Source organism: Streptomyces sp. NPDC047971 (genome assembly GCF_040653355.1).
Lineage (GTDB): Bacteria > Actinomycetota > Actinomycetes > Streptomycetales > Streptomycetaceae > Streptomyces.
This window is the reverse complement of the sequence record NZ_JBEZNW010000042.1, coordinates 34,304-60,962: the sequence shown is the minus strand read 5'-3', so window position 1 is coordinate 60,962 and position 26,659 is coordinate 34,304. Positions and strand designations below refer to the sequence as shown.

Here is a 26,659-nt window from a genome sequence, read left to right as displayed (position 1 = left end):
ACGAAGTACGCCGCGGCGCCGGCCGGGACGAGCAGGATCGCGGTGGCGAACACGGTCCAGTCGCGGCCGCCGAAGCGGGTGACGGCGTAGCTGTACGGGAGCCTCAGCACCGCGCCGACGAGGGTGGGGGTCACGACGAGGAGGAACTTCTCGCCGGGCGTGAACGGCAGCCCGATGCGCGGGGACATGAAGAGGACGAGGACCGACCACATGCTCCAGACGGAGAAGCCGATGTGCTCGGAGGCGACGGACAGCACGAGGTTCCGCCGCGCGATCCGCTTCCCCCGCGCCTCCCAGAACGTGACGTCCTCGGGGTCCCAGCCCTCGATCCACCGGGACCCGGCGGGCCGGGACCGGGACGCCACGGGGCCGCCGCTCACGACACGCCCTTCAGCGCCCGGTCCACCAGGGGGCCGGCCGCGCCCGTGTAGGCGGCCGGGTCGCACAGCGCGTCGACCTCGGCCCGGTCCATGACGCCGGCCAGCTCCGGGGCGTCCGCGAGGACCTCGGGCAGTGGGCGGCCGTCCCGGTCCGCCGTCACCGACGCCCAGGTCAGCAGCTCCTTCGCGGCGGCCTTCCCGAGCCGCGGCGCGAGCACGGCCGCGATCCGCTCGGAGACGATCCGGCTGCCGGTGAGCGCGACGTTCTCCCGCATCCGCTCGGCCCGCACCTCCAGGCCCTCGACCAGCTCGACGGCCGTGTGCGCCGCGCCGCCCGTCAGCCGCAGGCACTCGCGCAGCAGCTGCCACTCGGCATGCCACACCCCGGCCGACCGCTCGTCCTCGGAGACCAGACACTGTGCCAGCGCGCCCGCGAGCGCGGGCACCTGGAGCGCGGCCGACCGGATGAGCGTGGCCAGCACCGGATTGCGCTTGTGCGGCATCGCCGACGACGCCCCGCGCCCGGCCCCGCCCGACGGCTCGGCGACCTCGCCGACCTCGGTCCGCGCGAGCGACTGCACGTCGATCGCGACCTTCCCGAGCGCCCCGGTCGCGAACGCGAGCGCGAACGCCAGATCGGCGACGGGAGCCCGCAGCGCATGCCACGGCAGCAGCCCGGACCCGAGCCCGGTCTCCTCCGCGAACGCCTCGACGAGCCGCTCCTGGTAGGCCCCGACGTCGAACCCGCCGAGGGGCGTGCCGTCCGGTGCGTCGGCGGCCGCACCGGAGTCCTCGGCCGTCGGCCGGCCGGTGCCGCCCTCCGGCGCGCCCGCGCCGCTCCCGGCCGGGTCCGGCGCCCCGCCCGCCGCCAGTCGCGCGTACTCCACGTACCCCGCGAGCGTTCCCGCCGCGCCGCCGAGGGAGACCGGGAGGGCCTCCTGGACGCGCGCCAGACGGTCGTCGGCGGCGAGGAGAAGGCCGCGCCAGCCCGCGGCCTTGAGACCGAAGGTGGTCGGGACCGCGTGGAGGGCCAGGGTGCGGCCGGCGATCAGGGTGTCGCGGTGGCGTTCGGCCAGCGCGGCGAGCGCCGCCGCCGTCCGGGACAGGTCCGCGCGGATCAGCCGCAGCGCCCGGTCCGCGACCAGCATCGCCCCGGTGTCGAAGATGTCCTGGCTCGTCGAGCCCCGGTGGACGTACTCCGCCGCCGCCGGATCCTCCGCCGCGACGACGCGCGTCAGCGCCTGCACCAGGCCGACCACCGGGTTCGCCGTCTCGCGGGCCGCGAGGGCCAGGGCACGGACGTCCAGGCGTTCGGCGCGCGCCGCGTTGGAGACGGCCCGGGCCGCCGACTCCGGGACCGTGTCGAGCCGCGCCTGCGCCCGGACCAGCGCCGCCTCGGCGTCCAGCATGGCCTGCAGCCACGCCTGGTCGCCGACCGCGGCCTCCACGGGCGTTCCGGCCCGCACCGGCGAGAGGAGCCCCGCGTCGTCGTGGGACCGGGTCACACGACCACCCCGGCGCGCCCGGCCGTCCCGTCACGGCGCCCGCTCACACGATCACCCCGGCGAGCTCCGTCGTGGCCTCACGCGTCACCGGCCGCACTCCCGCGGGCACGTGCGCGGTCGGCGGCAGCGCGCACAGCGCGCGGGCGATCGCGTCCGAGTCGCCGAGGGTCACGGAGTCGACGCCCGGCCGGATGCCGGCCGCGGTCACCCAGTGCACGGACTCGGTCGGCACGCCGTAGGCGAAGCGCCGCGGATGCGGCCTGCCGCGGCCGTCCACCACACGGTACGGCCGCTCGGTGACGGCCAGCCCGCCGGTCTCGTAACTCGTCCCGCAGGAACCGGGGATCCGGTACGGCGCGGCCTGGTCGGTGTCGAGCAGGTGCAGCAGCAGCGGGTCCTGGGTGCGCCGCAGGTCCGGCTCCGGCAGCCGCGCCTCGATCAGCACCGTCGCCCGCACCGGCGGCCCCGGGACCGTGTCCGACGCGGCCACGAAGGACGGCGCCGCCGCGTCGAGCCGGATCTGCGTGCCCGGACCGGTGACCTCCAGGACACCGGCCTCGATCAGCGCGATCATCTCCTCGATACGGGAGGCCGGCGGGCCGATCGACAGGAAGCCGTTGAGCGGGGTGTACCAGCCCTCCAGGTCGTCCCGGTGCGAGTTGCCTTCGAGGCCGCCGTGGTCGACGGCGAGCCGTACCTCGTTGCGCAGGTCCCGCAGTACGTCCAGCGCCGCCTTGAGCGGGCCTTCCACATTGCCCGCCCGGGCCTCCACCACGTCCTGCTCCAGGTGGCCGAGCAGCCACGTCCGGAAGTCGTCCCGGTCCGTGAACCGCCGCTCGCCGTACGGTCGCGACAGCTTCTCCCAGTCCCAGCGGCGGGGTTCCTCGAAGCCGTACGAGGCCACCAGCGCCGTCCGGTCGGACTGCTCGGCCGCGGCCAGGTACCGGGTGGTGAACTCCTCGCGCTCGGCGCCGCGCCCCAGGGAGTCCAGGAGCGTGCCGTAGTAGACGCTCTCCACCTCGCGCGAGATCACCGGCCACAGGTCCTGCGCGAAGTTCACCCGCTCGCCCTCGGCGTTCCGGGCCCGCAGCCGGGCGATGAACTCCGGTGTCAGCAGCTGCGGCAGGTAACGCCCGTACGCGCCCTTCTGGTTCTCCCCGCGCGCGTGGTACGGCACCCCGCGCCGGGAGGAGGCGAAGAGCTTCGGCTCACGCCCCGAGGGGCGGTACACCAGACGCCCGTCCCGCCGTTCGAAGACCCCGCCGCGCCCGGCGGTGAACAGCGCCATGTGGTCGAAGAAGTTGAGCCCGAGGCCGCGCAGCAGCACGTGCCGGCCCGGCTCGATGCCGCTCAGGTCCAGGTCCGCCGGGTTGGCGGGCGTCAGGTAGCGCAGGTTGTGGATCCGGGCCAGGCTCGCCGTGCGGGCCTCGCGGGCCGTCAGCCGGGCCGGCACATGGCCCTGCGCGAGGACGACCCCGTCGAGGTGGTTGAGCCGGGTGCCGTCCTCGAGCCGCACGCCCTGCGGGCCGCCCGGGACCCCGTGCGTGTCGGCCATCGCGACCGCCCGCGACCGGTGCAGGCGCACCGTGACGTGGCCGGGCGCGCGGGCCACCACCCGCTGGAAGGAGTCGTGCAGATAGCGGCCGTAGAAGGCCCGCGAGGGGTACGAGTCCGGGCCGAGCCGGCGCGCCTCCTCCAGGGTCGCCTCGTCGTACCCGTCGGCGCCCCCGCTCTCGGCGCGCCCGCCGTCCTCGGTGAGCACGGCGAGCGCCGCGAGTTCCCGCGCCCACTCGTACAGGCTGGGGCCGGGCTCGACGGGGCCCTCGATCCGTGCGCTGTCGTCGGTGTACACGGTCACCTGCGAGGCGACCGTGTTCATCAGCAGGTGCCGGGACTGCTCGGTCCGCCACACCGCGCCGGCGCCCGGCGCCGCCGGGTCGACGACATGGAGGGTCAGGGTCCGGTGGCTGGGCGCGGTCCGCTCGTTGGCGCAGATCCGCTCCAGTACCGACAGGCCGCGCGGTCCGGCGCCGACGATGCAGTACTCGGCGTGCGTGTCGTTCATGCGCTCTCCCCGGTGGTCGTCGTGGTGCCCGCGGCGAGCAGCCTGGCCAGCTCGAGCCGCTTGATCTTGGTGGTGGCGGTCTGCGGCAGTTCGCCGAGCCGCCACTGGACCGGCTCCGCCATCGGCGGCAGCGTGGCCGCCGCCGCCTTCCAGGCCGCCGGGTCCAGCGGGCGGTCGTCCTTGGTGCACACCACCGGGACGGCCCGGCCGTCGCCGCCGGGGATGATGATGACCTCGGCCAGCTCCGGCAGCTTCCCGAAGAGCGTGTCCTCGGCGGCGAGCGTGGAGCCGAAGCCCTCGATGAGGTCGACCTCACGGTCGAGCAGGTGCACGCAGCCCCACTTGGTGCGGTAGCCGACGTCCCCCATCCGCCACCAGCCGTCCGCGGACACCTGCTGGTCGTACCGCTCCTGCTCGCCGAGGTAGGTGACGATCCGGCCGTCGCTGCGCACCTCGATGTAGCCCGGGTTCTCCGGCGAGGGCTCCTTGCCGTCCCGGCCGACCACCCGCACGTCCGTCATGCCCGGGAAGGGGCGGCCGACGCAGCGTCCGTCGTCGTCGAGCTTGCGGCGCCGGGTGAAGGCGCGGACCACGGCGGGTCCGACCTCGCTCTGGCCGTACAGCTGGCCGAAGAGGGGCGCGCGCCGCTTCGTGGCGCGCAGCAGGGTGTGCACGGTCCGCGGGTGGATCGCGTCGAAGGTGGAGGAGAACAGCTTCACGTTGGACAGCGGTCCGCGCGGGTCGTTCGCCAACTCCTCCCACTCCATGAACGAGTTGGGGTGCGCCTCCAGGATGCCGGGCTTCAGCCGGGCGAACAGGTCGGCGGCCTGCTTGGCGTCCGGATCGGCGAGCACGATGATCGGGAAGCCCCGCAGGAGGGAGATCGCGAGCGCGGTGAAGAGCCGCGAGTGGACGAACGACACGTGCATCGCGATCGTCTCGCGGTCGCGGATCAGCGGCGCGACGGCGGAGAACTGCGGCCGGTAACGGGCCTGCAGGGTACGGCCGGTGTGCACGGCCAGCTTCGGGGTGCCCGTCGTGCCCGAGGTGTGCGTGATCAGTGTCGGGTGCTCGGGCGGCATCGTCACGGCGGGCACCCGCGCCACGCCGGCGAGAGCGGCGAGCTCCGTGGCGCCCTCATGGCTGCCGGAGGCCAGCAGCACCTTGCCGGCGAGGTCGAAGACCTCGGGCGGCAGCTCCTTCTCCAGCTTCGCCGCGTCGGTCAGCAGGAACGGCCGGTCGGTGCGCCGCACCAGCTCCGCGGCGGTCGCGCCGTCCAGCTTCGGCGACAGGAGCACCGGGACGGCCCCGACACGGGCGATGGCGCAGGACAGCAGCGTGATGTCGAAGCCGTCGGACTTGTAGACGACGACCCGCTCCCCGGGGCGTACCCGCGCCGCCCAGAGCCGGGACGCGAAGTCGTCGATCAGGTCGGCGATCTCCGCGACCGTCGTCCGCCGCCCGAGCTCGGGCGCGATGTCGAGGTCGTGGTCGAGGATCACCACGTTCGCCGGATGCCGGGACGCCGCTCGCTCGAACAGCGTGCCCAGCCGGATTCCACGGTTTCCAATGCGCTGCAGCAGCATGTCCCCAGGCTTTCGTCAGTAGAAATGCCGAGTCCGGCAGAGATCAGCAGTGATCGGCAGGGGTCGGCAAGGCGAATTCGGGCCGCTCCCGCAGGAATGCGCGGGTGAAGAAGGGCGGACGGAGAATGGACGGAAACATTTCGCTGTTCTCGGAAGGGAATACTGCTGAGCGCCCGGGGAGGCGGTCAACGAAGCCAATCAGGGTACGTCAAGTCCGGTGCCCAACTCCTGTGCGAAGTGCAGGGCCACGATGTTCATCCGCTGTGCGTGGTAGAAGCGTTGTGCGCCGTGGTTGACCGTGCCGGTGTCGAGTTCCATCCGTACGCACCCGGCCCGGCGGCCGCGCGCCCGCAGCTCGTCGAGAAGGCGCGCGCCGACCCCGGCCGAGCGGGCGGAGGGATCGGTGACGAGATCGTCGACGAAGAGCAACCGGCCCCGGCTGGTGGCCAGTACGCGGTGCGAGGCCACGCCCAGGCAGCGCCCGGTGGCGTCATGGGCGGCGGTGAAGACCAGGCCCTGCCGGTGGGCCGCCGTCGCGAACCGCAGGAACCCGTCCTCGTCCAGGCCGGGGCGCAGGGCCCGGATCAGGGGACCCACGCCGGTGTCGAACTCCGGGTCGCCCGGGGCGAGATCGGTCAATGTCAATTCCATGAACGTCAGCGTAGGCCCGTAATGCCGCACGATCCGCCCGAGTTGACACACCATGGGGCGCGCGGGAGAAATCACGGAACGGCCCTGCCAGTATCCGGGTATGCGCGCTGCCTACATCGAAGAGCTCGGACCGCCGGAAGCGATTCATTACGGGGAACTGGCCGAACCACACCCCGGGCCCACGGATGTTCTCGTCGACGTCCTGGCCACCACGGTCAATCCGGTCGACACTTTCGTACGGTCCGGAGTCTTCAGCACGCCGTTGCCCTTTCCCTTCGTGATCGGCCGCGATCTGGTCGGCCGGGTCGTGGAGAGCGGAGCGGGCGCCACCGGGTTCACCACCGGAGACCTGGTGTGGAGCAACAGCCTGGGCCACGAGGGGCGCCAGGGCGCCGCGGCCGAGAGGGCCGTCGTGGCGGCCGACCGCCTCTACCGGCTCCCGGCCGGAGTCGACCCCGAGCTCGCCGTCGCCGTGGTGCACCCGGCGGCCACCGCGTACCTCGGACTCTTCACGCACGGCCGCGTACGGGCCGGGGAGACGGTGGTGGTCGCGGGCGCGGCCGGCAACGTCGGCAGCGCGATGGTCGCCCTCGCCGCGTGGGCCGGAGCGCGGGTGATCGCCACCGCGCGGCAGCGGGACACGGAGTACGTCGCCTCGCTCGGCGCCTCGGAGGTCTTCGACTACACCGACCCGGCCGCGCACGAACTGATCCGCAAGGCGGCCCCGGACGGCGTCGACGCCTACCTCGACGCCTCCGGCACCAACGACCTCGCGCACAGCGTGGACCTGCTGGCCCGCCGGGGCCGGATCGTGCTCCTCGCGGGCGCCCGCAGCCGTCCCGTCCTGCCGGCCGGACAGCTCTACATGAAGGACGGCTCGATCGCGGGATTCGTCATCTCGCACGCCACCACGGCCGAACTGGCCGAGGCCGCCGAGGCGATCAACCACCTCCTCGCCGCCGGACTGCTGTGCCCCCGCGAGGTCGAGGTGCGCCCGCTCAGCGAGGCCGCCGAGGTCCACCGCCGCATCGAGACGCACGGCCCGCACGGCACCCGCCTGGTGCTCCGCACACCGGGGGCGTGAGCAGGGGCCCCTTCCCCCGTGACGGGCCGCTCCGGCCGACCGCCTTCCGCCCATCCCCCCGGGCGGAAGGTGGTCCCACAACACCGCTTCCCCTGCCCGGCGGTGATCTCCCCACCCTGCTCACACGGCGGGAACGAAGTGGCCGAGGTCACCGTTGACCCTCTCCCAGGGCCGAATTAGTTTCGGCCAGCGGTACGGGTTTCCTCCGGGGCTCCCGGTTTCTCTCAACAACGGGGGTTGGGACATGTCCAAGCATGGCGCGGACGGCGGCGGGGGCACCGACGCGCTCGCGGTTCTGGAGCTGCTGGCCCAACAGGCCCCACCCAGCCGCTACGAGACAGTGCTCCACGAGGCCCGCGGCGCCGGCACCCCGCCGGACGAACTGGCCCGGCTCGAACGGGCCGTCCACCTCGCCACCGGCCTCTCCTCCTCCTTCGACCGCAGCGAGCAGCGCGAGGCCGGGCTCGCCGCCCTCGTCGACACCGCCCGCGACCTGACGCTCCCCTACGACCTCGACAGCCTGCTGCGGGTCATCACCCGCCGCGCCAAACGGCTCCTGTCGCTCGACATGGCGTACGTCAGCCTCCGCGACACCAACGGGTCCTCGTGCGTCCACACCACCGAGGGATCCCACACCGGGCTCGTCAACGGCCTGCGCGTCCTCGACGGCCACGGCCTCGGCGGCGAGGCCCACGGCCACGGCGAACCGGCCTGGACCTCCGACTACCTGGAGGACGACCGCTTCCCGCACGCGCGGGCGGTCGACGAGGTCGTCCGGGCCGAGGGACTGCACGCCGTCATGGCGATTCCGATGCGCAGCGGGGACACCACCGTCGGCGCCCTGTACGGGGCGGATCGCAGGGTCCGCCACTACACCCCCGACGAGATCGGGCTGCTGTCCTCACTGGCCGACCTCGCCGCCGTCGCCATCGAGAAGGCCCGTCTCCTCGACCAGACCCGCGCCGAGGTCACCGAACTGGAGCTGGACAGCTCCCGCGCCAGGTCCAGCCTGACCCGGATGCGGCACGTCAGTGAGGCGCACAGCCGGATCATGAACCTCGTCCTGGCGGGCGGGGACCTGTGCAACGTGGCCAAGGCGGCCGGCGACGCGCTCGACGGCACCGTCATGATCCGCGATCCGGGCGGCCGCAGGCTCGTCTCCGGCGGTGAGATCCCGGGCCTCGACGAGGAGTCCGTGGCGAAGGCGTCGTTGGACGCCCATGCCGGCCGCCGGCCCGTCGTGACCGGCGACAACACCTGGGTCGCGCCCGTCATCGCGGGCTCCGAGGACCTCGGCGTCCTGGTGATGCGGGCGGACACGGGACTGACCGGGGAGGACGAGCGGCTCCTCGAACTGGCCGCGCAGTCCGTCGCGTTCCTGCTCCTGATGCAGCGCTCCACCGCGGTCGCCGAGGGGCCCGTCCGCGACGAGCTGCTCGACGACCTGCTCGCCGACCCGCAGCACGCTCCTCCGCAACAGCTAGTGCAGCGCGCCGGCCGACTCGGCATCGACCTGCGCAAGCCGCATGTGCTGGTGGTGGCCCGGCCGGAGGGCGGGGAGCAGGGGCGGGCCGTGGTGTGGGCGTCCTCGTACGCGTACCGGATGGCCGGTCTGAAGACGGTGCAGGGCGGCTGCCTCGTGCTGCTGCTGCCGGGGCTCGACGCCTCGGCCGCCGCCCGCGCGGTCTCCGGCGAACTGGCCCCGCTGCTCGGCCACCCGGTCTCGGTCGCCGCCGCGGGCCCGGGCTGGAGCCCGGACGGGGTGGGCCGGATGTATCTGGAGGCCATGCGCTGCCTGGACGCGATGAGCGCGCTGGGGGGTTCGGGGTCCGCGGCGTCCGTGCAGGACCTCGGCTTCCTGGGGCTGCTGCTCTCCGACGACCACGACGTGGACGGGTTCATCGAGTCGGCGATCGGTCCCGTACTGGAGTACGACGCCGAACGGTTCACCGATCTGACGCGCACGCTGGAGGCGTACTTCGCGTCGGGCGGCAGCCCGACGAACGCGGCGGAGGCGCTGCACGTCCATCCGAACACGGTCTCGCGCCGACTGGAGCGCATCGGCGAACTCCTCGGCACGGAGTGGCAGAAGCCCGGCCAGGTCCTGGAGGTCCAGCTGGCCCTCCGCCTTCAGCGCACCCGAGACGTCCTGGCGCAGCAGCGCGGCGCGGACCCGGCCCGCCCGGCCCCGGACGCGCCCCGCCCGCCGTCGTGACGTGGCGACGGCGGACGGGGCACCGGGGCCGCGGCGCGGGGGTCGCCGCGGCGCGGTGACGCGCGGGGTGCGGGGAGGCACCGGCGTCCGACGCCGCGGCGGGCGGGTTCCTGACCGGTCGGGGCGGGTTCCGGCCCCGTGGCCTGCCTGGGCGGGTTCCGTCTCATGACCGGCCGGGGCGGGGGCGCGGTGGCCGCCCCGCCCCGGCCGGTGTCAGCCGGCGGAGTCGTACGCGGCGTCCCAGTCCGTCGCCAGGACCGTCGCCGCGTGGGCCGCCGAGGCCAGGGTGATGTGACGGTGCCAGCCGCGGAACGAGCGGCCCACGAAGTCCCGCAGCCCCGCGCCCTCGCCGACCCGGGTGAAGTCGCGCTCCACCCGCCCGGCCAGCTTCGTCAGCCGCAGCAGCGAGCCGACCGTCGAGCCGTTCAGGTCGGTGATCCACAGCCGGGCAGGGGGCCGCCGAGGGTCGTCCCACTCGCCGAGCAGCAGCAGCGGACGCATCCGTTCCCCCGCGGGCGCGGGCAGCGCCACCCGTACCACCGTCGCCAGCGACGTACGCGAGGTCCGCCCGCCGCTCGCCGTGTCCAGCCAGCTCACCGGGCGGCGCAGGCCCTTGAGCGACTCCAGGATCTGCTGGGCCGGCAGCGGTCCGGCGCCGAAACCGGGCAGCGCCCGGTCCGCGACCGCCAGCCGGCACGTCGCGCCGATCCGGGCGACGACCGGCACACCCGCGCCGGCCAGCCGGTTCAGCGCCGCACGCCCCGCGCCGCCCCGGATGTCGAGCAGCACCGGCTTGCGGGTGACGTCCTGCCAGCGGGCGGTGTCGAGCGCCGCCGCGACCGCGCACTCCTCCAGCGTCTCCTCGCCCGCGCCCTCCGGAACCTCCGCCCGGTCGCGCCGGGTCCGGTCCTTCACCCACGGATCGGGCAGGAAGAGACGCCAGTTGACCGGGACGCTCAGCTCCTCGGCGGCGAACCACACGCCGAACGCCTGCTGGCCCCGGAAAACCTGCCCGCGCTCGGGGTCGAACCTGCGGTCCACGCCCACCGAGTGCTCGCCGGCCTTCGGTATCGGCATCGACCGCACCACCCATGCCTGCGGGCAGCTGTTCTGCTCCAGGAACCCGGCGAGCGCGGCCCGCATCGGCCGCCAGTCCCAGGTGGAGCTGGAGATGAAGTGGTGCAGGCTCTGCTCGGCGGCCGGCCCGCCGATCTGCGCCGCGATGTTACGGATCGACTTGCGGCCCTGCGCGGTCAGCAGCCCCCGGAGGTACTGCTCCGCCTTCAGCCGCTGGTCCCGTCGCGGGAACCCCGAGAAGAGCGTGGCACAGAGCTCGTCGTAGACATCGTCGGCCACCGCGTTCCGGTACGCCGCGGAGTGCGCCACGTTCCCGGTGCGGTGCGGGATTCCCAGTGGATCGAGAAGAGTCCTGCTCTTGGTTGCGACGGATGTACTCACGACACTCCTGCCTACGGTTTTGCAGCTCCCTCCAGCTGCACCTCCACGGTCTCGCCTGGGCGTCCGTCGGCACGAGGTGTACCCGGCACCCCACTGGGCCGCCGGATGGTGGTCGGACCACCGTCGCCCGCTCGGGGAGCGCCGCAGCGGGTGTCCGGCCCTGGTCGGACGGGGGGTGGGGTGTGGCCGGACCACCGTGGGCCGCGCGACGGGGCGCGAGGGCGGGTGGCGGTGCGGCATACCGGGAGGGGGGATCTGACAGACTCTGCGGCCCGGCTTTGACCGCCCTGTCGGCCGGGCCGACCATCGCAGAACGAGGCGGCACGGGCCGGCCCCTGGTTAATGCCCCAGGCCAGGGTCCGCGCCTGTCCGCCTCGCTCACGTCGCGGGTCTCCGGCCCGCTCCGGCTCCCGGGGGCCGGCGCCCGGGCCGACGGTCCGCCGGCCCCGGTGCCGCTACGCGCGGGTCTTCGCGCCGCTCCCGGCGTCGCGCGCCGCCACCCGGGCCGCATGGGTCGGCCCCTCGGGCACACCGGCCGGGCGCAGGCTCTCCATCTCCTTGCGGAGCACCGGGACGACCTCCTCGCCGAGCAGGTCGAGCTGTTCCAGGACCGTCTTCAGCGGCAGACCGCCGCTGTCCACCAGGAACAACTGCCGCTGGTAGTCGCCCACGTACTCGCGGAACGACATCGTGCGGTCGATGACCTCCTGCGGAGACCCGACGGTCAGCGGCGTCTCGCGCGTGTACTCCTCCAGGGACGGACCGTGGCCGTAGACGGGGGCGTTGTCGAAGTAGGGCCGGAACTCCCGTACGGCCGCCTGGGAGTTCTTGCGCATGAAGACATGGCCGCCGAGGCCGACGACGGCCTGCTCGGGAGTGCCGTGCCCGTAGTGGGCGAACCTCTTCCGGTAGAGGCGGACCATCCTGGCCGTGTGCTCCTTGGGCCAGAAGATGTGGTTGGCGAAGAAGCCGTCGCCGTAGTACGCGGCCTGTTCGGCGATCTCGGGGGAGCGGATGGAGCCGTGCCAGACGAAGGGCGGTACGCCGTCGAGCGGACGGGGCGTCGAGGTGAAGCCCTGGAGGGCCGTGCGGAAGCGGCCCTCCCAGTTCACCACGTCCTCGCGCCACAGCCGGTGCAGCAGCGCGTAGTTCTCGACGGCCAGCGGGATGCCCTGGCGGATGTCCTGGCCGAACCACGGGTAGACCGGACCGGTGTTGCCGCGTCCCATCATCAGGTCGACGCGGCCGTCGGCGAGGTGCTGGAGCATCGCGAAGTCCTCGGCGATCTTCACCGGGTCGTTGGTGGTGATCAGCGTCGTGGACGTGGAGAGGATCAGCCTCTCCGTACGGGCCGCGATGTGCCCGAGGAGGGTCGTCGGGGAGGACGGCACGAACGGCGGGTTGTGGTGCTCGCCGGTCGCGAAGACGTCCAGCCCGACCTCCTCCGCCTTGCGGGCGATGGCGACCATGGCCTTGATCCGCTCGTACTCGCCCGGCGTGGTGCCGTCGGTGGGATCGGTGGTCCTGTCCCCGACGGTGAAGATTCCGAACTGCATGACACAACACTCCAAGCCGCCCCAGGAAGGTTCGTCCCCTCCATAGTGCACGACCCCGAGAAGAAACGGAAACTTATCCGGAAAGCTGGGGGCATGGTGACGAAGTCGGTCGCGGCCACTGGACGAGCCGCCCGGGGACACCCACGCTCACAGCCATGACTCCCGTACGAGACGCGCACCCGCCCGTCGTCACCGCCTGGTCGGACATCGGCTGTCCCTGGGCCTCGCTCGCCCTGCACACCCTGCGGGCCACCGCCGCCGAGCGCGGGCAGGACCTGCTGATCGACCACCGCGCCTTCCCGCTGGAGCTGTTCAACCGCCAGCCCACGCCCAAGCACATCGTCGACGCCGAGGTCGTCATGCTCGGCGCGCACCGCCCCGAGCTGGGCTGGCGACTGTGGGACGCGCCCGCGTGGGAGTACCCGTCGAGCGTCCTGCCCGCCCTCGAAGCCGTCCAGGCGGCGAAGGCGCCGGAGGCGGGCGGGCTGCGCGGCTCCGACCAGCTCGACGCCGGGCTGCGGACGGCCTTCTACACCGAGCACCGCTGCATAGCGATCCACTCCGTGATCCTCGACATCGCCGAGTCCTGCCCGGACGTCGACGCCCGGGCCCTGGAGGCCGCCCTCGCGCGAGGCGCGGGCCGGCGCGAGGTGTACGAGCAGTGGCACGAGGCCCGGGGCCCGGAGATCCAGGGCAGCCCGCACTTCTTCGCGGACGGTGGATACGCGGCCCACAACCCGGGCGCCACGTACGTCTTCACCGGCGATCTGTACAACGGCGGCTTCCCGCGCCTCGACCACTACGACGCGGGCTGGGCGGCGACGCTCCTGGACACCCTGGCCGCCGGGAGGGCGTCCGACGGCGCGGCGGCGGAGACCGCCTAACCTGACCGCATGGACGTGCGCGGGCAGCTACCGGTGGTCGCCGCCGTGGCGGCCGGCGGCGCCCTCGGCGCGGCGGCCCGCTACGGCGCGTCGCTCGTCCGGCCCACCCCGGCCGACGCGTTCCCCTGGACCACGTTCCTCGTGAACGTGTCCGGCTGCGCGCTGATCGGCGTGCTGACGGTGCTGGTCACCGAGGTCGCCACCCCGCCCCACCGGCTCGTACGCCCCTTTCTCGGTACGGGCGTCCTCGGCGGCTTCACCACCTTCTCCACGTACTCCCTCGACACACAGCGGCTGCTGAGCGCGGGGGAGACGGCCCGCGGCGTGGCATACATGGGAGCGACGGTGGTCGCCGCGCTGGCCGCCGTGTGGGCCGCGACCCTCGCGACCCGTCGCGCTCTGGCGAGGAGGACACGATGACGAGACTGGCGGGCAGGGCCCTGCGCGTGACGATCCTCCTCGGCGAGAGCGACACCTGGCACCACCGGCCGCTGTACGCCGAGATCGTGCACCGCGCCCACGAGGCGGGCCTCGCCGGTGCCTCCGTCTTCCGGGGCATCGAGGGCTTCGGCGCCTCCTCGCTCGTGCACACCACCCGCCTGCTCTCGCTGAGCGAGGACCTGCCGGTCGCCGTCGTGATCGTGGACACCGAGGACCGGGTCCGGGACTTCCTGCCCCAGCTCGACGCGTTGGTGACGGAGGGACTGGTGATCCTCGACGACTGCGAGGTGATCCGGTACGTGGGCCGGGAGGACCGGACATGAACGGGGCGCCTCCCTCACCCACCGCCCGGGGCCGCGCGAACCGACCGCTCACGCCGGCGGGCGACCACGGGTGAACTGGCTTCTCGTCCTCGCGGGCGCCGCGGTCGGCGCGCCCCTGCGCTACCTCGCCGACCGCGCCGTCCAGTCGCGCCACGACTCGGTCTTCCCCTGGGGCACGTTCACCGTCAATGTCGTCGGCTCGTTCGTGCTCGGCCTGCTCACCGGCGTCTCCTCCGCCCACGCGCAGCTGCTGCTCGGCACCGGACTCTGCGGCGCCCTGACGACGTACTCCACCTTCTCCTACGAGACGGCGAGGCTGTACGAGACCGGGGCGAAGGGGTACGCGGCGGCGAACGCGGCCGGGAGCCTGGCCGCCGGACTCGGGGCCGTCTGGCTGGGAGTGGAGGCGGCACGGGCCTGGTGAGGCGCCCGACCGCGGTGGCAAGGTGCTCCCACGGCGATCCTCCGAAGGGCGGTACCTGCGCATGAGCTGGGCGGACTTCCAGTACGAGATCTACCTCAACGGGCTGACCGGAGCCGTACCGAGACTCCCCACCGATCTGACCCGGCTGGAGGAACTCACCGCCCAGCGGCTCGGCCCGGGGCCCGTCGGCTACGTCGCCGGCAGCGCGGGCGACGGATCCACGGCCCGGGCCAACAGGGCGGCTCTCGAACGGCGCCGGCTGGTCCCGCGGATGCTCCGTGACGTGCGCGAACGCGATCTCTCCGTCGAGCTGTTGGGCCGCGCGCTGCCCGCTCCGGTGGCCCTCGCGCCGGTCGGCGTGCTGTCGATCCTGCACCCCGGCGCCGAGCCGGCGGCCGCGCGCGCGGCGGCGGCGCGCGGCATCCCGTACATCCTCTCCTCCGCGTCCAGTACGCCGATGGAGCAGGTGGCGGAGGCGATTGGGGAGGGGGAGCGCTGGTTCCAGCTGTACTGGCCGAAGGACGTCGAGGTCGCGCGTTCCTTCCTGGGCCGGGCGAAGGCGGCCGGTTACACGGCGCTCGTCGTCACGCTCGACACACCGATGCTCTCCTGGCGTCCGCGCGATCTCGACCAGGCGTACCTGCCGTTCCTGCACGGGGTCGGGACGGCGAACTACTTCTCCGACCCGGCCTTCCGCGCGGGTCTGGCGAAGCCGGTGGAGGAGGACCCGAACGCGGCCGTGATGCACTTCGTGTCGATGTTCTCCGACCCGGGCAAGACCTGGCCGGACCTGGCGTTCCTGCGCGAGAACTGGGACGGCCCGATCGTCCTCAAGGGCATCCTCCACCCCGACGACGCCCGCGCCGCCGTCGACGCGGGGATGGACGGCGTGGTGGTCTCCAACCACGGAGGCCGCCAGGTGGCCGGCTCGATCGCCGCGGCCGACGCCCTCCCGGCCGTGGCGGACGCGGTCGGCGACCGTCTGACGGTCCTCTTCGACAGCGGCGTCCGCACGGGCGACGACATCGCCAAGGCCCTGGCGCTCGGCGCGGACGGCGTCCTCGTGGGCCGCCCGTACGCCTACGGCCTGGCGCTCGACGGCCAGGCGGGCGTGGATCACGTCATCCGCTGCCTGCTCGCCGAACTCGACCTCACCCTGGCCCTGTCGGGCCACTCGACCCCGGCGACCCTGACCCGCGACGACCTGGCGGACGCTCCGACGGAGTGACCGCGCGAGGTCCGCGAACGCGTCGCCGCACAGCGGAAAGACCCTCCCGAAGGAGGGTCTGTGAAGGGACCACCACCATCCCGGGTGGTGGTGGCCCCTTTCCGGTCGGTCGCCCGGCACACGGGGATTCAGGTGTGCCGGGCGGCCCTGCCTTCCGCGACGGAGGCTTCGGCAGGGCCGGCTGTCGTCCTAGCGGCGGTGGTGGTGGTTGCCCCAGGACTTGGTGTCGACGACCCGGCCGCGGTCGTCGCGGAGGGTGGCCTTGTCGCGGTTGTTGTCCCAGACGTAGTTGCGGCGGTCCTGGAACAGGTCGGTGCGGGTGTCGCGGCCCTCGCCGGTGTGGATGCGGACGGTGGCGCGCCCGTTGAGACGGTAGTCGCCGAAGCGGTAGCGGTTGCCGTCGTTGTCCTTGAGGGTCCAGCCCCTGAGGTTGATCGCGTGGCGGGTGTTGTTGGTGATCTCGACCCATTCGGCGTTCAGCGACCGGTTGGAGCGGTTGTCGCGTCCGGGGCTGTCCGCCTGGACCCGGCTGATCTCCACCTTCGGCTGGCGGTGGCGGTCGCCGTCGTGGGCGGCGGCCGGAAGGGCGACGGCGGAGACGACGGCGCCGGCCGCGAGGGCGGTGGCGGCGATGCGGCGGGCGGTCGAAGAAGCAGACAAGTGATGTCTCCTCAAGAACGGTGCCCCACCAGCCGATACAGCTGGTGAGAGCGGTGCGGGTCTCGGTCCGGTGTGGGCCGAGGACCCAAACTCTGCAGCCGTGTCGGCCGGGCCGGGAGGCCTGCGGAGCGGCGTTACCGGAAGCGGACATTTCCGTAACTGTCGGGTTCATCAGGCACGCATATGCGACAGACGTGGCCCTGACATTCACTGACAGCTACACCCACCCGTTCAAGGATCAACAGCAAGCCCTTTCGAGCTCCGGCGCACCACCGGCCGCACCGCCCGGCGCATTACGCCGAGCGCCTGACCCGGCCGGGTAACAGCTGTTCCGCACGTTTCTTCGCGCGGGTGGACGTGGCTCGCACGCCAGGTCGACGAAGTCGGGCGCACGAGAGCCGGCGCCCCACATATGCCGATGGCTTTTTGCGTGCACGACTCTGTCGCGCCCGGGGCGGCGGTGGCAGGGTGTGGCCACGCGGTCCTCGCAGACCACCCCCGGCGAGGGCTCGCGCACCCGGCCCCGCCTGCCGCCCGGCGGAGGGGACCGCGCCGCCCCTTCCCGGCTCCCCACGGGAAGGGTCCAGGCGCGCGCCCGGCGGGACCGGGACGCGTGGAGCGAACCGAACCCGTCGTGGGCCGGCACATCCCGTGCCCGGCGGACCCCGGGCGGGTCGGTGCCCACCGTCCGGTCTGCGTCGACCGGGCAGGAGGGGCGCAGGGGAGAGCGTGAGGCTCTGGCGGGGGACGGGTTCGCGGCGGACTGCCGGGCCCGGGTCGCCTTCGAGGTCCCGGCGAACGGTGTGCCGGGCACGGTGCCGCTCGGATCCGGCTGTCCGACGGCTTCCCGAACCGGTCAGTGACCAGCAAAAAGACCCTCCCGAAGGAGGGTCTGTGCTAGTGCGCCCCCGGCAGGACTCGAACCTGCGGCCAAGCGCTTAGAAGGCGCCTGCTCTATCCACTGAGCTACGGGGGCCGGGTGGTGGCCGTGCGGCCGGGAGCCCCTGGTGGGTGGGGCTCGGCCTGCCGGGTCAAGGATAGGGCTCCGATCCCCTTGGCCCGGTTGCTTCACCTGCGTGGCACGATGTGGAGGTTCGGTGAAGCGGAACGATAATCGCAGGCAGGCGCGATTCCCGCAGCGCTTTTCGCGCCACTTGGCCCGGGTGTTGTGCACTCGTTATGCCTGAGGCTCCTGTCATCAGCTGTTCGGTCGGCGCGTAGGACCGTTATACGCTTCAAAAAGGCTCCAAAATTGGGCATTCTTCGCATGTGGTGACCTTGGACGAACGGCCTCATCTGATCGACGCACTCTCCGCCCTGCGCGACTGTGTCGCGGCCGTGCGTCTCCCACTCCCCCTCCCCGGCGCCCCACGCGCCCGGCAGAACCGGGTCGAGCTGCTCGCACAGCTCGACGACTATCTGGTGCCCCGCCTGAAAGATCCGGACGCGCCCCTCCTCGCCGTCGTCGGTGGTTCCACCGGGGCCGGCAAGTCCACCCTCGTCAACTCCCTTGTCGGGCGGCGGGTCAGCGAGGCCGGCGTGCTCCGTCCCACCACGCGTACCCCCGTCCTCGTCTGCCACCCCGACGACCACCACTGGTTCGCCGGGCTGCGCATCCTCTCCCAGCTCACCCGCGTCTGGCTGCCCCACCAGGACGACGACAGCGTGGCCGAGGAGCCGCCGGAGGACAACGCGCTGCGGGTCGAGACGTCCTCCTCCCTCGTCCGCGGACTGGCGCTGCTCGACGCGCCCGACATCGACTCGCTCGTCGTCGAGAACCGGCTGCTCGCCTCCGAGTTGATCTGCGCCGCCGACATCTGGGTGATGGTCACGACCGCCTCCCGGTACGCGGACGCCATCCCCTGGCATCTGCTCCGTACCGCCAAGGAGTACGACGCCACGCTCATCACCGTCCTGGACCGCGTCCCGCACCAGATCATCGGCGAGGTCTCCCGGCAGTACGAGGCCCTCCTCGACAAGGCCGGACTCGGCGACGTACCCCGGTTCACCATCCCCGAGCTGCCGGAGTCCACGGGCGGCGGACACGGGCTGCTGCCCGACACCGCCGTCGCCCCGCTGCGCGCCTGGCTCGCCCACAGCGCCCAGGACCCCGCCGCCCGCCAGCAGGCGGTCGGCCGCACCGCCTCCGGTGTCGTCGCCTCCCTCGACTCCCGCATCCCCGAGCTCGCCGCGGCGGTCGCCGCCCAGTACGCCGCCGCCGGCCGCCTGGGCGGCGCGGTCGAGGCGGCCTACCAGGAGCAGACCGAGCGCCTCCGCAAGCAGTTGGGCCGCGGCACCGTCCTGGCCGGCGACGCCCGTACCCGCTGGCGCGCCTACCCCCGCGACAGCTCCGCCGACGAGCTCCTCGACGCCCTCGTCGAATCCCTCGCCGCCCTGTTCCAGTGCGCGGTCGCCGCCGCGGACGAACGCGTACGGGACACCTGGCGCCGCGAACCCGCGGCGGCGGGCCTCGGCGGCGGCGCCGCGGCCCCCGACCGGGAGGCCGGCGAACGCATCGAGATGACCGTACGGCGCTGGCGGCGCGAGCTCGAAGAGCTGGCCGAGGACGAGCTCCGCACCACGGAGCGGCCCTCCACGGCCCGCACCGCCGCCCCCGACGCCGACACGGTCGCCGCCCTGCTCGCCGCCGCCCTCCTCGGCGGACGCCGCACCCGGAGCGCCGGGGAGCGCCTCGCCGAACTCCTCGGCGCCCAGGCCGCGCTGCGCCTGCGCGACAAGGGAGGCGACCTCGTCATGACGTACCTCGAACGAGCCCTCCACACCGAGCGCGACCGGCGCCTCGCGCCCCTCGACGCCCTCGGTGTGACCCCCGAGCCGCAGGCGGAGCTGATCGCCGCGCTCTCCGTACTGCAGAAGGAGAAGTGACGACCGGTGAGCAGCAGCACGGACAGCACGGGTGGAAAGGGCGGCACGGGCGGTACCCGCGGCACGACGGGCCTCACCGTGGACGACCGCTGGGACGACGGCCTGATCGCGCGCCGGGTCTGGGAGACGAAGGCGGGTGAGGAGGCCGGGCCCGAGACCGGGCCGGCCGACGAGGACCTGCCGCCCCTGATCGGGAGCTACGGCGGCACCCTGCGCACCCGCCTCGACGCCCTCAACGAACTCGTCGGCCTCTCCCGCACCCGCCTGGAGACCGACACCCTCGCCGAGGCCGGGCTCGCCGAGGCCGGACGCGTCCTCGACGAGGCCGCCGCCCGCCAGCGGCTCTCCGCCCGCCACACCGTGGTGGCCATCGCCGGCCCCACCGGAAGCGGCAAGTCCACCCTCTTCAACGCCCTCGCGGGCGTCCCCGTCTCCGAGACCGGACTGCGCCGTCCCACCACCTCCGCGCCCATCGCGCTCAGCTGGTCCGAGGGGTCGGCCGGGCTGCTGGACCGGCTCGCCGTGCCCGGCCGGCTGCGCCGCCGCCCCCTCGCGGGCGGCGCCGCCGACGAGGAGCTGCAGGGGCTCGTCCTGATCGACCTGCCCGACCACGACTCGGCCGTCACCGCCCACCGCGACCAGGTCGACCGGGTCCTCGGCCTGGTCGACGCCGTGATCTGGGTCGTGGACCCGGAGAAGTACGCCGACGCCGTCCTCCACGAGCGCTATCTCCGCCCGCTCGCGGGCCACGCGGAGGTCACCTTCGTCGTCCTCAACCAGATCGACCGGCTGGGCGGCGAAGCGGCCGACATCGTCCTGGACGACCTGCGCCGTCTCCTCGACGAGGACGGCATGGCCCTCGGCGAGCACGGCGAGCCCGGCGCCACCGTCCTCGCGCTCTCCGCCCTCACCGGGGACGGGGTGGGCGAACTGCGCGACATGCTCGGCCGGTTCGTCCAGGAACGCACCGCGCCCGCGCGGCGGCTCTCGGCCGACGTCGACGCGGCGGCCGCCCGACTCCGGCCGGTGTACGTCTCCGACGGGCAGACCGGTCTGGGGGAGCGGGCGCGGGAGGCGTTCGCGGACCGTCTCGCGGTCGCCGTCGGCGCCACCGCCGCGGGCGAGGCCGCCGAACGCGTCTGGCGCCGGGGTGCCATCCGCGCCTGCGGCACCCCCTGGCTGCGGCTCTACCGCTGGTACGAGCGGGTCCGCTGGCACGGCTCCACCGATCCCCGCCTCCGGACGCCGGCGGAGGACGAACTGACCGCCCGCCAGCGGGTGGAGCAGGCGGTGCGGACCGTGGCCGACGAGGCGTCGCGCGGGCTGCCGGCGCCCTGGGCGCAGGCCGTGCGCGAGGCGGCGTCCCGCGGGGCCGAGGGGCTGCCGGAGGCGCTCGACGAACTGACGGTCAGCATCGGGGACCCGGCGGCCCGGCCACCGCGGCCCGCCTGGTGGCCGGCCGCGGTCCTCGCCCAGGTGCTCATGACGCTCCTGCAGGTCTTCGGCGCGTTGTGGCTGGTCGGTCAGATCGTGGGCGTGGTCGAGCCGGGGCTGCTGCCGCCGGTCCTCATCATGCTCGGCGGCATCGTCGGCGGGCCGTTGGTGGAGTGGGCATGCGCCGCGGCCGTGAAGGGGCCGGCCAGACGGTACGGGCAGGAGGCCGAGCGGAAGCTGCGGGAGGCGGCGGCCGCGTGCGGCCGGGCCAGGGTGCTGGACCCGATCGCGGCGGAGTTGCTGCGCTACCGGGAGGTGCGCGACCAGTACGTGACGGTGTCGGCGACCCGGTCGGGCGCGCGGGTGACACGGCTGGGCGGTGGCGGGGCGCGATGGGGCGGCACGAGGGTCGGGGCGCGGTTGAGGTGAGTGCTCTGCTCCACCTTCACGGGTGACGGTGGAGCCCCACCCTCACGGGTGACGGTGGAGCCCCACCCTCACGGGTGACGGTGTTTTCCCCAGTGGACGACCTCTCCACAGGCCCGGGCAGGGGTCCTCGGCCCGGGCCCACCCTGGAGTCGGCTTCGGATGCGGAGCCGGCCGGGAGCGGGTTCGGAAAGGGGAGGCGCATGAACGACGCGATGGTGACGCTGGTCGGGAACGTGGCGACGGCGGTGGAGTACCGGGACACGGCGACGGGCGGGGTGGCCCGCTTCCGCTTCGCGGTGACCGCGCGCCGCTGGGACCGGGAGCGGGGCAGCTGGACGGACGGACACACCAGCTTCTACACGGTGTTCGCCTGGCGGGCGCTGGGCGCGAACCTGGCGGCCTCGGTCTCGGTGGGCGAACCGCTGGTGGTGCACGGCCGATTGCGGGTGCGCGAGGAGGACCTGGAGGAGGGGCGTCCGGACGGCCGCCGGAGGACCTTCGTGGACATCGACGCGCTGTCCGCGGGCCATGATCTGACGCGTGGTACGGCGGCGTTCCGCCGTGTGATGAAAGGTGAACCACGTCTGACGGAACGCCAGGCGAACGGGGGTGCCGAGAGGGACCCGTGGGAGACGGCGGACACGGTGGCGGCGACGGAGGCCCAGGTGAGAACACAAGTGGAGGGACGCGTTCCGATCGTTCCGGAGCCCGTACTCTGACCGCGAGTTGTGGGGATTTGTCGATACCACGACCAACGCCTCCTCCCGTATCGGGCCCCGGTGATAACGATTCCGAGTCGGAATGGTTATCAGACCGTATGAACGGGCACCGGGCTCTTCCCTCTCCCTAGGATTCGCGGGTACTCATACGGGACTTGAGTTGGCACATGCGTCATGTGAGCCGCTTGGGTCCTTTGAGTCAATTGGGTCAGTGAGTCTGCTGGCGAAGCGCTCCCCCCACGTGTCGCGACCGACGATGCGGAGCAGCTCGCCCGGAGGGGAAATTCATGTTTTCTGTTCGGAGGCGCGGCGTTGCCCGCCTTGCCGCCGCGACCGTGGTCTCCGGCCTCGTCGCCGCGGGTGCCATAGCCATCGCGGGACCTGCCGCCGCTGACGAGGGCACCGGCGGCGCGACCGCCACGCTCGGCGAGCTCACCGTCTTCGACGCCGTGAAGATCAAGGGCAAGGGCCAGTACAACGCCGGCCTGTTCACCATGCAGGTCACGCCCGGCGGTTCGCTGCAGACCTACTGCATCGACCTGTACACCGGCGCCAAGACGGGTCAGGAGTACAAGGAGGTCGGCTGGGACCAGTCCTCCCTCCACAACAACGAGAACGCCGGAAAGATCCGCTGGATCCTCCAGAACTCGTACCCGCAGGTGAACGACCTCGACGCCCTGGCCAAGAAGGTCGGCGCGAAGAAGCTGACCGAGAAGACCGCCGCCGCCGCGACGCAGGCCGCGATCTGGCACTTCTCGGACAACGCCGACGCCACGCCGGTCAACAAGAACGCCCAGAAGCTGACCGAGTACCTGGAGAAGAACGCCGAGAACCTGGCGGAGCCCAAGCCCTCCCTCAGCGTCTCCCCGACCTCCGTCGCCGGTAAGTCGGGCGAGCGCCTCGGCCCGGTCACGGTCGACACCAACGCCGCCTCCGCCGAGGTCTCCCTCGTCCCGGGCGCCCCCGCGGGCGTCAAGCTGGTCGACAAGGACGGCAAGCCCGTCACCACCGTCGCCAACGGCGGCCAGGTCTTCTTCGACGTCCCGGCCGGCACGCCGGACGGCGCCGCCGAGCTGGCGGTCAAGGCCGACACGACGGTCCCGATCGGCCGCGCGTTCGTCTCCACCAAGGTCAAGAGCCAGACCCTGATCCTGGCCGGCACCAGCACCTCCAGCGTCACGGCGAAGGCCGGCGCCTCCTGGGCGAAGAAGGGCGCGATCCCGGCCGTCACGGCCGAGAAGAACTGCGCCAAGGGCGGCCTGGACGTCACGGCCTCCAACGAGGGCGACGAGGACTTCACCTTCGAGCTCAAGGGCAAGAAGGTCACCATCGGCGCCGGCAAGTCCGAGACGGTGACGGTCCCGCTGGCCGAGGACGAGGCCTACGACTTCACGATCACCGGCCCGAACGGCTTCGAGAAGAACTTCAAGGGCGTCCTCGACTGCAAGACGGCCACCCCGGGCCCGCTGCCGACGGAGACCCCGTCGACCGAGCCGTCCCCGTCCACGCCGGCCACCACCACGGGCGGCTCCACCACCGGCTCCACGACCGGCGGTGGCGACCTCGCCGAGACCGGTAGCTCCAACGCCACCCCGATGATCGCCGGCATCGCCGCGCTCCTCGTGGTCCTCGGCGGCGGCGCGGTCTTCTTCCTCCGCAAGAAGAAGACGGCCGGCCAGTAACACAGCCGAACCCCGGACGGCCCCGGAGCGCCCCGCGCTCCGGGGCCGTCCCGCGTCCACCACACGGTCCGCACCCGCCCGCAGGCGCGCGACGACGACCGTCGGTGACGGATCCGCTACGACCCCGATCCAGGAACGCCCAGGTCAGGGGCTGCGCCCGGTACTGGTTGGCTCCCAGGGGTGGCGGTCAGGCAAGATGGGGTGTATCTGCCCACTCACTCTTTGCCGGACGGTTTCTCTTGGCTGAGTACATCTACACGATGCGCAAGACGCGCAAGGCGCACGGCGACAAGGTCATCCTCGATGACGTGACGCTGAGCTTCCTGCCCGGTGCGAAGATCGGTGTGGTCGGCCCGAACGGTGCCGGTAAGTCCACCGTCCTCAAGATCATGGCCGGTCTTGAGCAGCCGTCCAACGGTGACGCCTTCCTCTCGCCCGGCTACACCGTCGGCATGCTCCTCCAGGAGCCCCCGCTCGACGAGACCAAGACCGTCCTGCAGAACGTCCAGGACGGCGCCGCCGAGATCATGGGGAAGCTGCACCGCTTCAACGAGGTCGCCGAGCTGATGGCGACCGACTACTCGGACGCGCTCATGGAGGAGATGGGCAAGCTCCAGGAGGACCTGGACCACGCCAACGCCTGGGACCTCGACGCGCAGCTCGAGCAGGCCATGGACGCCCTGGGCTGCCCGCCCGGCGACTGGCCCGTCACCAACCTCTCCGGTGGCGAGAAGCGCCGCGTCGCGCTCTGCAAGCTCCTCCTCGAGGCGCCCGACCTGCTCCTCCTCGACGAGCCCACCAACCACCTGGACGCGGAGTCCGTGCTGTGGCTGGAGCAGCACCTCGCCAAGTACCCCGGCACCGTCGTCGCCGTCACCCACGACCGGTACTTCCTCGACAACGTCGCCGAGTGGATCCTCGAGCTCGACCGCGGTCGCGCCCACCCCTACGAGGGCAACTACTCCACCTACCTCGACACCAAGGCCACCCGCCTCAAGGTCGAGGGCCAGAAGGACGCCAAGCGTGCGAAGCGTCTGAAGGAGGAGCTCGAGTGGGTGCGGTCCAACGCCAAGGGGCGTCAGGCCAAGTCCAAGGCCCGTCTCGCTCGCTACGAGGAGATGGCCGCCGAGGCCGACAAGATGCGGAAGCTGGACTTCGAGGAGATCCAGATCCCGCCGGGCCCGCGCCTGGGCTCCATCGTCGTCGAGGTCGAGAACCTCTCGAAGGCCTTCGGCGACAAGGTCCTCATCGACGACCTGAGCTTCACCCTGCCCCGTAACGGCATCGTCGGCGTGATCGGCCCGAACGGCGCCGGCAAGACCACGCTCTTCAAGATGCTCCAGGGTCTGGAGACCCCGGACTCCGGCACCGTCAAGGTCGGCGAGACCGTCAAGATCAGCTACGTCGACCAGAGCCGCGCCAACATCGACCCCAAGAAGACGCTGTGGGCCGTCGTCTCCGACGAGCTGGACTACATCAACGTCGGCCAGGTCGAGATGCCGTCCCGCGCCTACGTGTCCGCCTTCGGTTTCAAGGGCCCGGACCAGCAGAAGCCGGCCGGTGTCCTCTCCGGTGGTGAGCGCAACCGTCTGAACCTCGCGCTCACCCTGAAGCAGGGCGGCAACCTGCTGCTCCTCGACGAGCCGACCAACGACCTCGACGTCGAGACCCTGTCCTCGCTCGAGAACGCGCTCCTGGAGTTCCCGGGTGCGGCCGTGGTCATCTCCCACGACCGCTGGTTCCTCGACCGAGTCGCGACGCACATCCTCGCGTACGAGGGCGAGTCGAAGTGGTTCTGGTTCGAGGGCAACTTCGAGTCCTACGAGAAGAACAAGATCGAGCGGCTCGGCCCGGACGCGGCGCGCCCGCACCGCGCCACGTACAAGAAGCTGACCCGAGGCTGAGCGTGCGTCATATCTACAGCTGTCCCCTGCGCTGGTCGGACATGGATGCCTTCGGGCACGTCAACAACGTCGTCTTCCTGCGGTACCTGGAAGAGGCGCGGATCGACTTCATGTTCCGGCTGGCGCCGGGCGACGGTTCGCCGTCGTTCTCCGGCGGGTCCGTCGTGGCCCGGCACGAGATCGACTACGTACGGCCGTTGGTGCACCGGCACAAGCCGGTCACCATCGAGTCGTGGGTCACGAAGATAGGCGCGGCGTCGCTGACGATCGCGTACGAGATCAAGGACCCGGACGTGACCTACGTACGGGCCTCCACGATCGTCGTCCCCTTCGACCTGGAGGCCCAGCGGCCGCGCCGCATCTCCGCCGAGGAGCGCATGTTCCTGGAGGAGTACATGGACGACGGGATGACTGCCGCCGCATGATCGCGCCGCTCCACTTCGCCGACGCCAGGGAGGCGGCGGACCTCGCCGCCTTCCTGGCCCGGCTGATCCACTACGACCGCGCCGCCGCCGTCCGCCTCCAGGCGGGGGGCGGGGCGCTGGCCGTGTTCGGTCGGCCCCCCTCGTTCGAGGTGCTCGCCATCCGTACGGCGCGGCTGGTCGACGCGGTGGAGCTGGACGTCACGGTGTCGGCCGGTGAACTCCTCGAAGGCATCGAGGAGTCGGCCGGCAAGGCCGTCGTCCCCGACACCGTCACGGGACCGCCGTGGACCGGTGTCCTGCCCCCGCGGGGCGGCTGGGAGCCGGTGGCCGGAGTGCCGGGGGTCGTGGCCCTGCGCCGCGCGGTGGCGGCGGCCGTCTCCGAGTTCCGCGCACGGGACGAGGAACTGCCCGAGGAGCGCCGGACACGGGCCGAACGGGACCGGATCGGCCGCGAGATCTGGTCGCGGACGGTCGCGGACACCGGGCTTCCGCTGCGCGCCGTGCACGCGGCGCAGTCGCTCGGCTTCCTGCCCCCGCACGAGGTCCCGGTGGCGCTCCTCGCCTCGGGCCCCTGGCTGCGCCTGCGTACCCCGTACGGCTCGATAGCCCTGCGTACGGTCCCGATGTCGCTCACCGTCGCCCCGACGGCACGACACGGCCACTGACCCGCACCCACCCCCGGAGCTCATCCCGGCCCCGCGGTCGCCGCCGTCCCCCGGC

General features: G+C 72.7%; 21 protein-coding genes, 1 tRNA gene and 1 pseudogene. 14 read left to right on the top strand and 9 right to left on the bottom strand.

Annotation, left to right across the window (positions count from 1 at the left end; all coding sequences use genetic code 11):
* From AB0D99_RS29745 to AB0D99_RS29725, 5 genes and pseudogenes are all read right to left on the bottom strand, one after another.
* Positions 1 to 380: pseudogene (locus AB0D99_RS29745) on the bottom strand (MFS transporter); the annotation flags it as partial.
* Positions 377 to 1,885 carry a lyase family protein gene (locus tag AB0D99_RS29740; RefSeq protein WP_362369002.1) on the bottom strand — a complete coding sequence of 503 codons (1,509 nt, stop codon included), beginning with the start codon at positions 1,883 to 1,885 and terminating at the stop codon, positions 377 to 379. The pseudogene AB0D99_RS29745 and the gene AB0D99_RS29740, both read right to left, overlap by 4 nt.
* 43 nt (positions 1,886 to 1,928) lie before the next feature.
* The gene (locus tag AB0D99_RS29735; RefSeq protein ID WP_362369000.1) at positions 1,929 to 3,950 is read right to left on the bottom strand and encodes an FAD/NAD(P)-binding protein; all 2,022 of its coding nucleotides are present in this window, start codon (positions 3,948 to 3,950) and stop codon (positions 1,929 to 1,931) included.
* Positions 3,947 to 5,536 (bottom strand): class I adenylate-forming enzyme family protein, encoded by a 1,590-nt coding sequence (locus AB0D99_RS29730; RefSeq protein ID WP_362368997.1) that lies wholly within the window; start codon positions 5,534 to 5,536, stop codon positions 3,947 to 3,949. Before AB0D99_RS29730 ends, AB0D99_RS29735 begins: the two co-directional genes overlap by 4 nt.
* Before the next feature lie 198 nt (positions 5,537 to 5,734).
* Complete coding sequence (locus tag AB0D99_RS29725; protein WP_362368994.1) at positions 5,735 to 6,187, bottom strand: GNAT family N-acetyltransferase; 453 nt, start codon at positions 6,185 to 6,187, stop codon at positions 5,735 to 5,737.
* A 100-nt stretch (positions 6,188 to 6,287) separates the two neighbouring features.
* Between AB0D99_RS29725 and AB0D99_RS29720 the strand changes: the two genes are divergently transcribed.
* Both AB0D99_RS29720 and AB0D99_RS29715 read left to right on the top strand, forming a co-directional pair.
* On the top strand, positions 6,288 to 7,271 hold the full coding sequence (locus AB0D99_RS29720) for an NADPH:quinone reductase (RefSeq protein WP_362368991.1): 984 nt from the start codon (positions 6,288 to 6,290) through the stop codon (positions 7,269 to 7,271).
* Between the two features lie 244 nt (positions 7,272 to 7,515).
* Entirely contained in the window at positions 7,516 to 9,486 is a 1,971-nt protein-coding gene (locus AB0D99_RS29715) for a GAF domain-containing protein (protein ID WP_362368988.1), read from the top strand.
* 213 nt (positions 9,487 to 9,699) lie between these two features.
* Here AB0D99_RS29715 and AB0D99_RS29710 read toward each other — a convergent pair whose 3' ends face one another.
* Positions 9,700 to 10,842, bottom strand: coding sequence for a transposase (locus AB0D99_RS29710; protein ID WP_362369023.1), 1,143 nt, complete (start codon positions 10,840 to 10,842; stop codon positions 9,700 to 9,702).
* Positions 10,843 to 11,399: 557 nt separating this feature from the next.
* On the bottom strand, positions 11,400 to 12,500 hold the full coding sequence (locus AB0D99_RS29705; protein WP_362368985.1) for an LLM class flavin-dependent oxidoreductase: 1,101 nt from the start codon (positions 12,498 to 12,500) through the stop codon (positions 11,400 to 11,402).
* Between the two features lie 155 nt (positions 12,501 to 12,655).
* On the opposite strand from AB0D99_RS29705, the gene AB0D99_RS29700 reads away from it, so the two are divergent.
* The 5 genes from AB0D99_RS29700 to AB0D99_RS29680 all read left to right on the top strand — a co-directional run bounded on the left by AB0D99_RS29700 (position 12,656) and on the right by AB0D99_RS29680 (position 15,800).
* The gene (locus AB0D99_RS29700) at positions 12,656 to 13,384 is read left to right on the top strand and encodes a dithiol-disulfide isomerase (RefSeq protein ID WP_362368982.1); all 729 of its coding nucleotides are present in this window, start codon (positions 12,656 to 12,658) and stop codon (positions 13,382 to 13,384) included.
* 9 nt (positions 13,385 to 13,393) lie between these two features.
* Positions 13,394 to 13,804, top strand: coding sequence for a fluoride efflux transporter CrcB (crcB, locus tag AB0D99_RS29695; protein ID WP_362368979.1), 411 nt, complete (start codon positions 13,394 to 13,396; stop codon positions 13,802 to 13,804).
* Entirely contained in the window at positions 13,801 to 14,148 is a 348-nt protein-coding gene (locus AB0D99_RS29690) for a DUF190 domain-containing protein (protein WP_362368977.1), read from the top strand. The genes crcB (AB0D99_RS29695) and AB0D99_RS29690 overlap by 4 nt, the downstream gene beginning before the upstream one ends.
* 70 nt (positions 14,149 to 14,218) lie before the next feature.
* Positions 14,219 to 14,572, top strand: a complete 354-nt coding sequence (gene crcB / locus AB0D99_RS29685; protein WP_362368974.1) for a fluoride efflux transporter CrcB — start codon at positions 14,219 to 14,221, stop codon at positions 14,570 to 14,572.
* Positions 14,573 to 14,627: 55 nt separating this feature from the next.
* Entirely contained in the window at positions 14,628 to 15,800 is a 1,173-nt protein-coding gene (locus AB0D99_RS29680; RefSeq protein ID WP_362369020.1) for a lactate 2-monooxygenase, read from the top strand.
* Between the two features lie 189 nt (positions 15,801 to 15,989).
* Here the strand turns inward: AB0D99_RS29680 and AB0D99_RS29675 are convergent, their stop codons facing one another.
* Both AB0D99_RS29675 and AB0D99_RS29670 read right to left on the bottom strand, forming a co-directional pair.
* Positions 15,990 to 16,460, bottom strand: a complete 471-nt coding sequence (locus AB0D99_RS29675; protein WP_362368971.1) for a lamin tail domain-containing protein — start codon at positions 16,458 to 16,460, stop codon at positions 15,990 to 15,992.
* Positions 16,461 to 17,363: 903 nt separating this feature from the next.
* Positions 17,364 to 17,436, bottom strand: a tRNA-Arg gene (locus tag AB0D99_RS29670).
* A 302-nt stretch (positions 17,437 to 17,738) separates the two neighbouring features.
* Here AB0D99_RS29670 and AB0D99_RS29665 point away from each other — a divergent pair.
* From AB0D99_RS29665 to AB0D99_RS29635, 7 genes are all read left to right on the top strand, one after another.
* Positions 17,739 to 19,346, top strand: a complete 1,608-nt coding sequence (locus AB0D99_RS29665) for a dynamin family protein (protein WP_362369017.1) — start codon at positions 17,739 to 17,741, stop codon at positions 19,344 to 19,346.
* A 6-nt stretch (positions 19,347 to 19,352) separates the two neighbouring features.
* Entirely contained in the window at positions 19,353 to 21,209 is a 1,857-nt protein-coding gene (locus AB0D99_RS29660; RefSeq protein WP_362368968.1) for a GTPase, read from the top strand.
* A gap of 200 nt (positions 21,210 to 21,409) precedes the next feature.
* Entirely contained in the window at positions 21,410 to 21,928 is a 519-nt protein-coding gene (locus tag AB0D99_RS29655; RefSeq protein ID WP_362368965.1) for a single-stranded DNA-binding protein, read from the top strand.
* Positions 21,929 to 22,215: 287 nt separating this feature from the next.
* Positions 22,216 to 23,610, top strand: coding sequence for a Cys-Gln thioester bond-forming surface protein (locus AB0D99_RS29650; protein WP_362368962.1), 1,395 nt, complete (start codon positions 22,216 to 22,218; stop codon positions 23,608 to 23,610).
* A 239-nt stretch (positions 23,611 to 23,849) separates the two neighbouring features.
* A complete protein-coding gene (gene ettA, locus AB0D99_RS29645) occupies positions 23,850 to 25,514 on the top strand; it encodes an energy-dependent translational throttle protein EttA (protein ID WP_362368959.1) in 1,665 nt (554 codons plus the stop codon).
* 2 nt (positions 25,515 to 25,516) lie between these two features.
* Positions 25,517 to 25,939: a thioesterase family protein gene (locus tag AB0D99_RS29640; protein ID WP_362368956.1), complete on the top strand. Its 423-nt coding sequence runs from the start codon at positions 25,517 to 25,519 to the stop codon at positions 25,937 to 25,939.
* Complete coding sequence (locus tag AB0D99_RS29635) at positions 25,936 to 26,604, top strand: hypothetical protein (protein WP_362368953.1); 669 nt, start codon at positions 25,936 to 25,938, stop codon at positions 26,602 to 26,604. Before AB0D99_RS29640 ends, AB0D99_RS29635 begins: the two co-directional genes overlap by 4 nt.
* Positions 26,605 to 26,659 lie beyond the last annotated feature (55 nt).

Coding starts and splice junctions, on each gene's coding strand:
- AB0D99_RS29735 (WP_362369000.1), bottom strand. CDS start 3,950: ATGAACGACACGCACGCCGAGTACTGCATCGTCGGCGCCGGACCGCGC.
- AB0D99_RS29730 (WP_362368997.1), bottom strand. CDS start 5,536: ATGCTGCTGCAGCGCATTGGAAACCGTGGAATCCGGCTGGGCACGCTG.
- AB0D99_RS29725 (WP_362368994.1), bottom strand. CDS start 6,187: ATGGAATTGACATTGACCGATCTCGCCCCGGGCGACCCGGAGTTCGAC.
- AB0D99_RS29720 (WP_362368991.1), top strand. CDS start 6,288: ATGCGCGCTGCCTACATCGAAGAGCTCGGACCGCCGGAAGCGATTCAT.
- AB0D99_RS29715 (WP_362368988.1), top strand. CDS start 7,516: ATGTCCAAGCATGGCGCGGACGGCGGCGGGGGCACCGACGCGCTCGCG.
- AB0D99_RS29705 (WP_362368985.1), bottom strand. CDS start 12,500: ATGCAGTTCGGAATCTTCACCGTCGGGGACAGGACCACCGATCCCACC.
- AB0D99_RS29700 (WP_362368982.1), top strand. CDS start 12,656: ATGACTCCCGTACGAGACGCGCACCCGCCCGTCGTCACCGCCTGGTCG.
- crcB (WP_362368979.1), top strand. CDS start 13,394: ATGGACGTGCGCGGGCAGCTACCGGTGGTCGCCGCCGTGGCGGCCGGC.
- AB0D99_RS29690 (WP_362368977.1), top strand. CDS start 13,801: ATGACGAGACTGGCGGGCAGGGCCCTGCGCGTGACGATCCTCCTCGGC.
- AB0D99_RS29655 (WP_362368965.1), top strand. CDS start 21,410: ATGAACGACGCGATGGTGACGCTGGTCGGGAACGTGGCGACGGCGGTG.
- AB0D99_RS29650 (WP_362368962.1), top strand. CDS start 22,216: ATGTTTTCTGTTCGGAGGCGCGGCGTTGCCCGCCTTGCCGCCGCGACC.
- AB0D99_RS29635 (WP_362368953.1), top strand. CDS start 25,936: ATGATCGCGCCGCTCCACTTCGCCGACGCCAGGGAGGCGGCGGACCTC.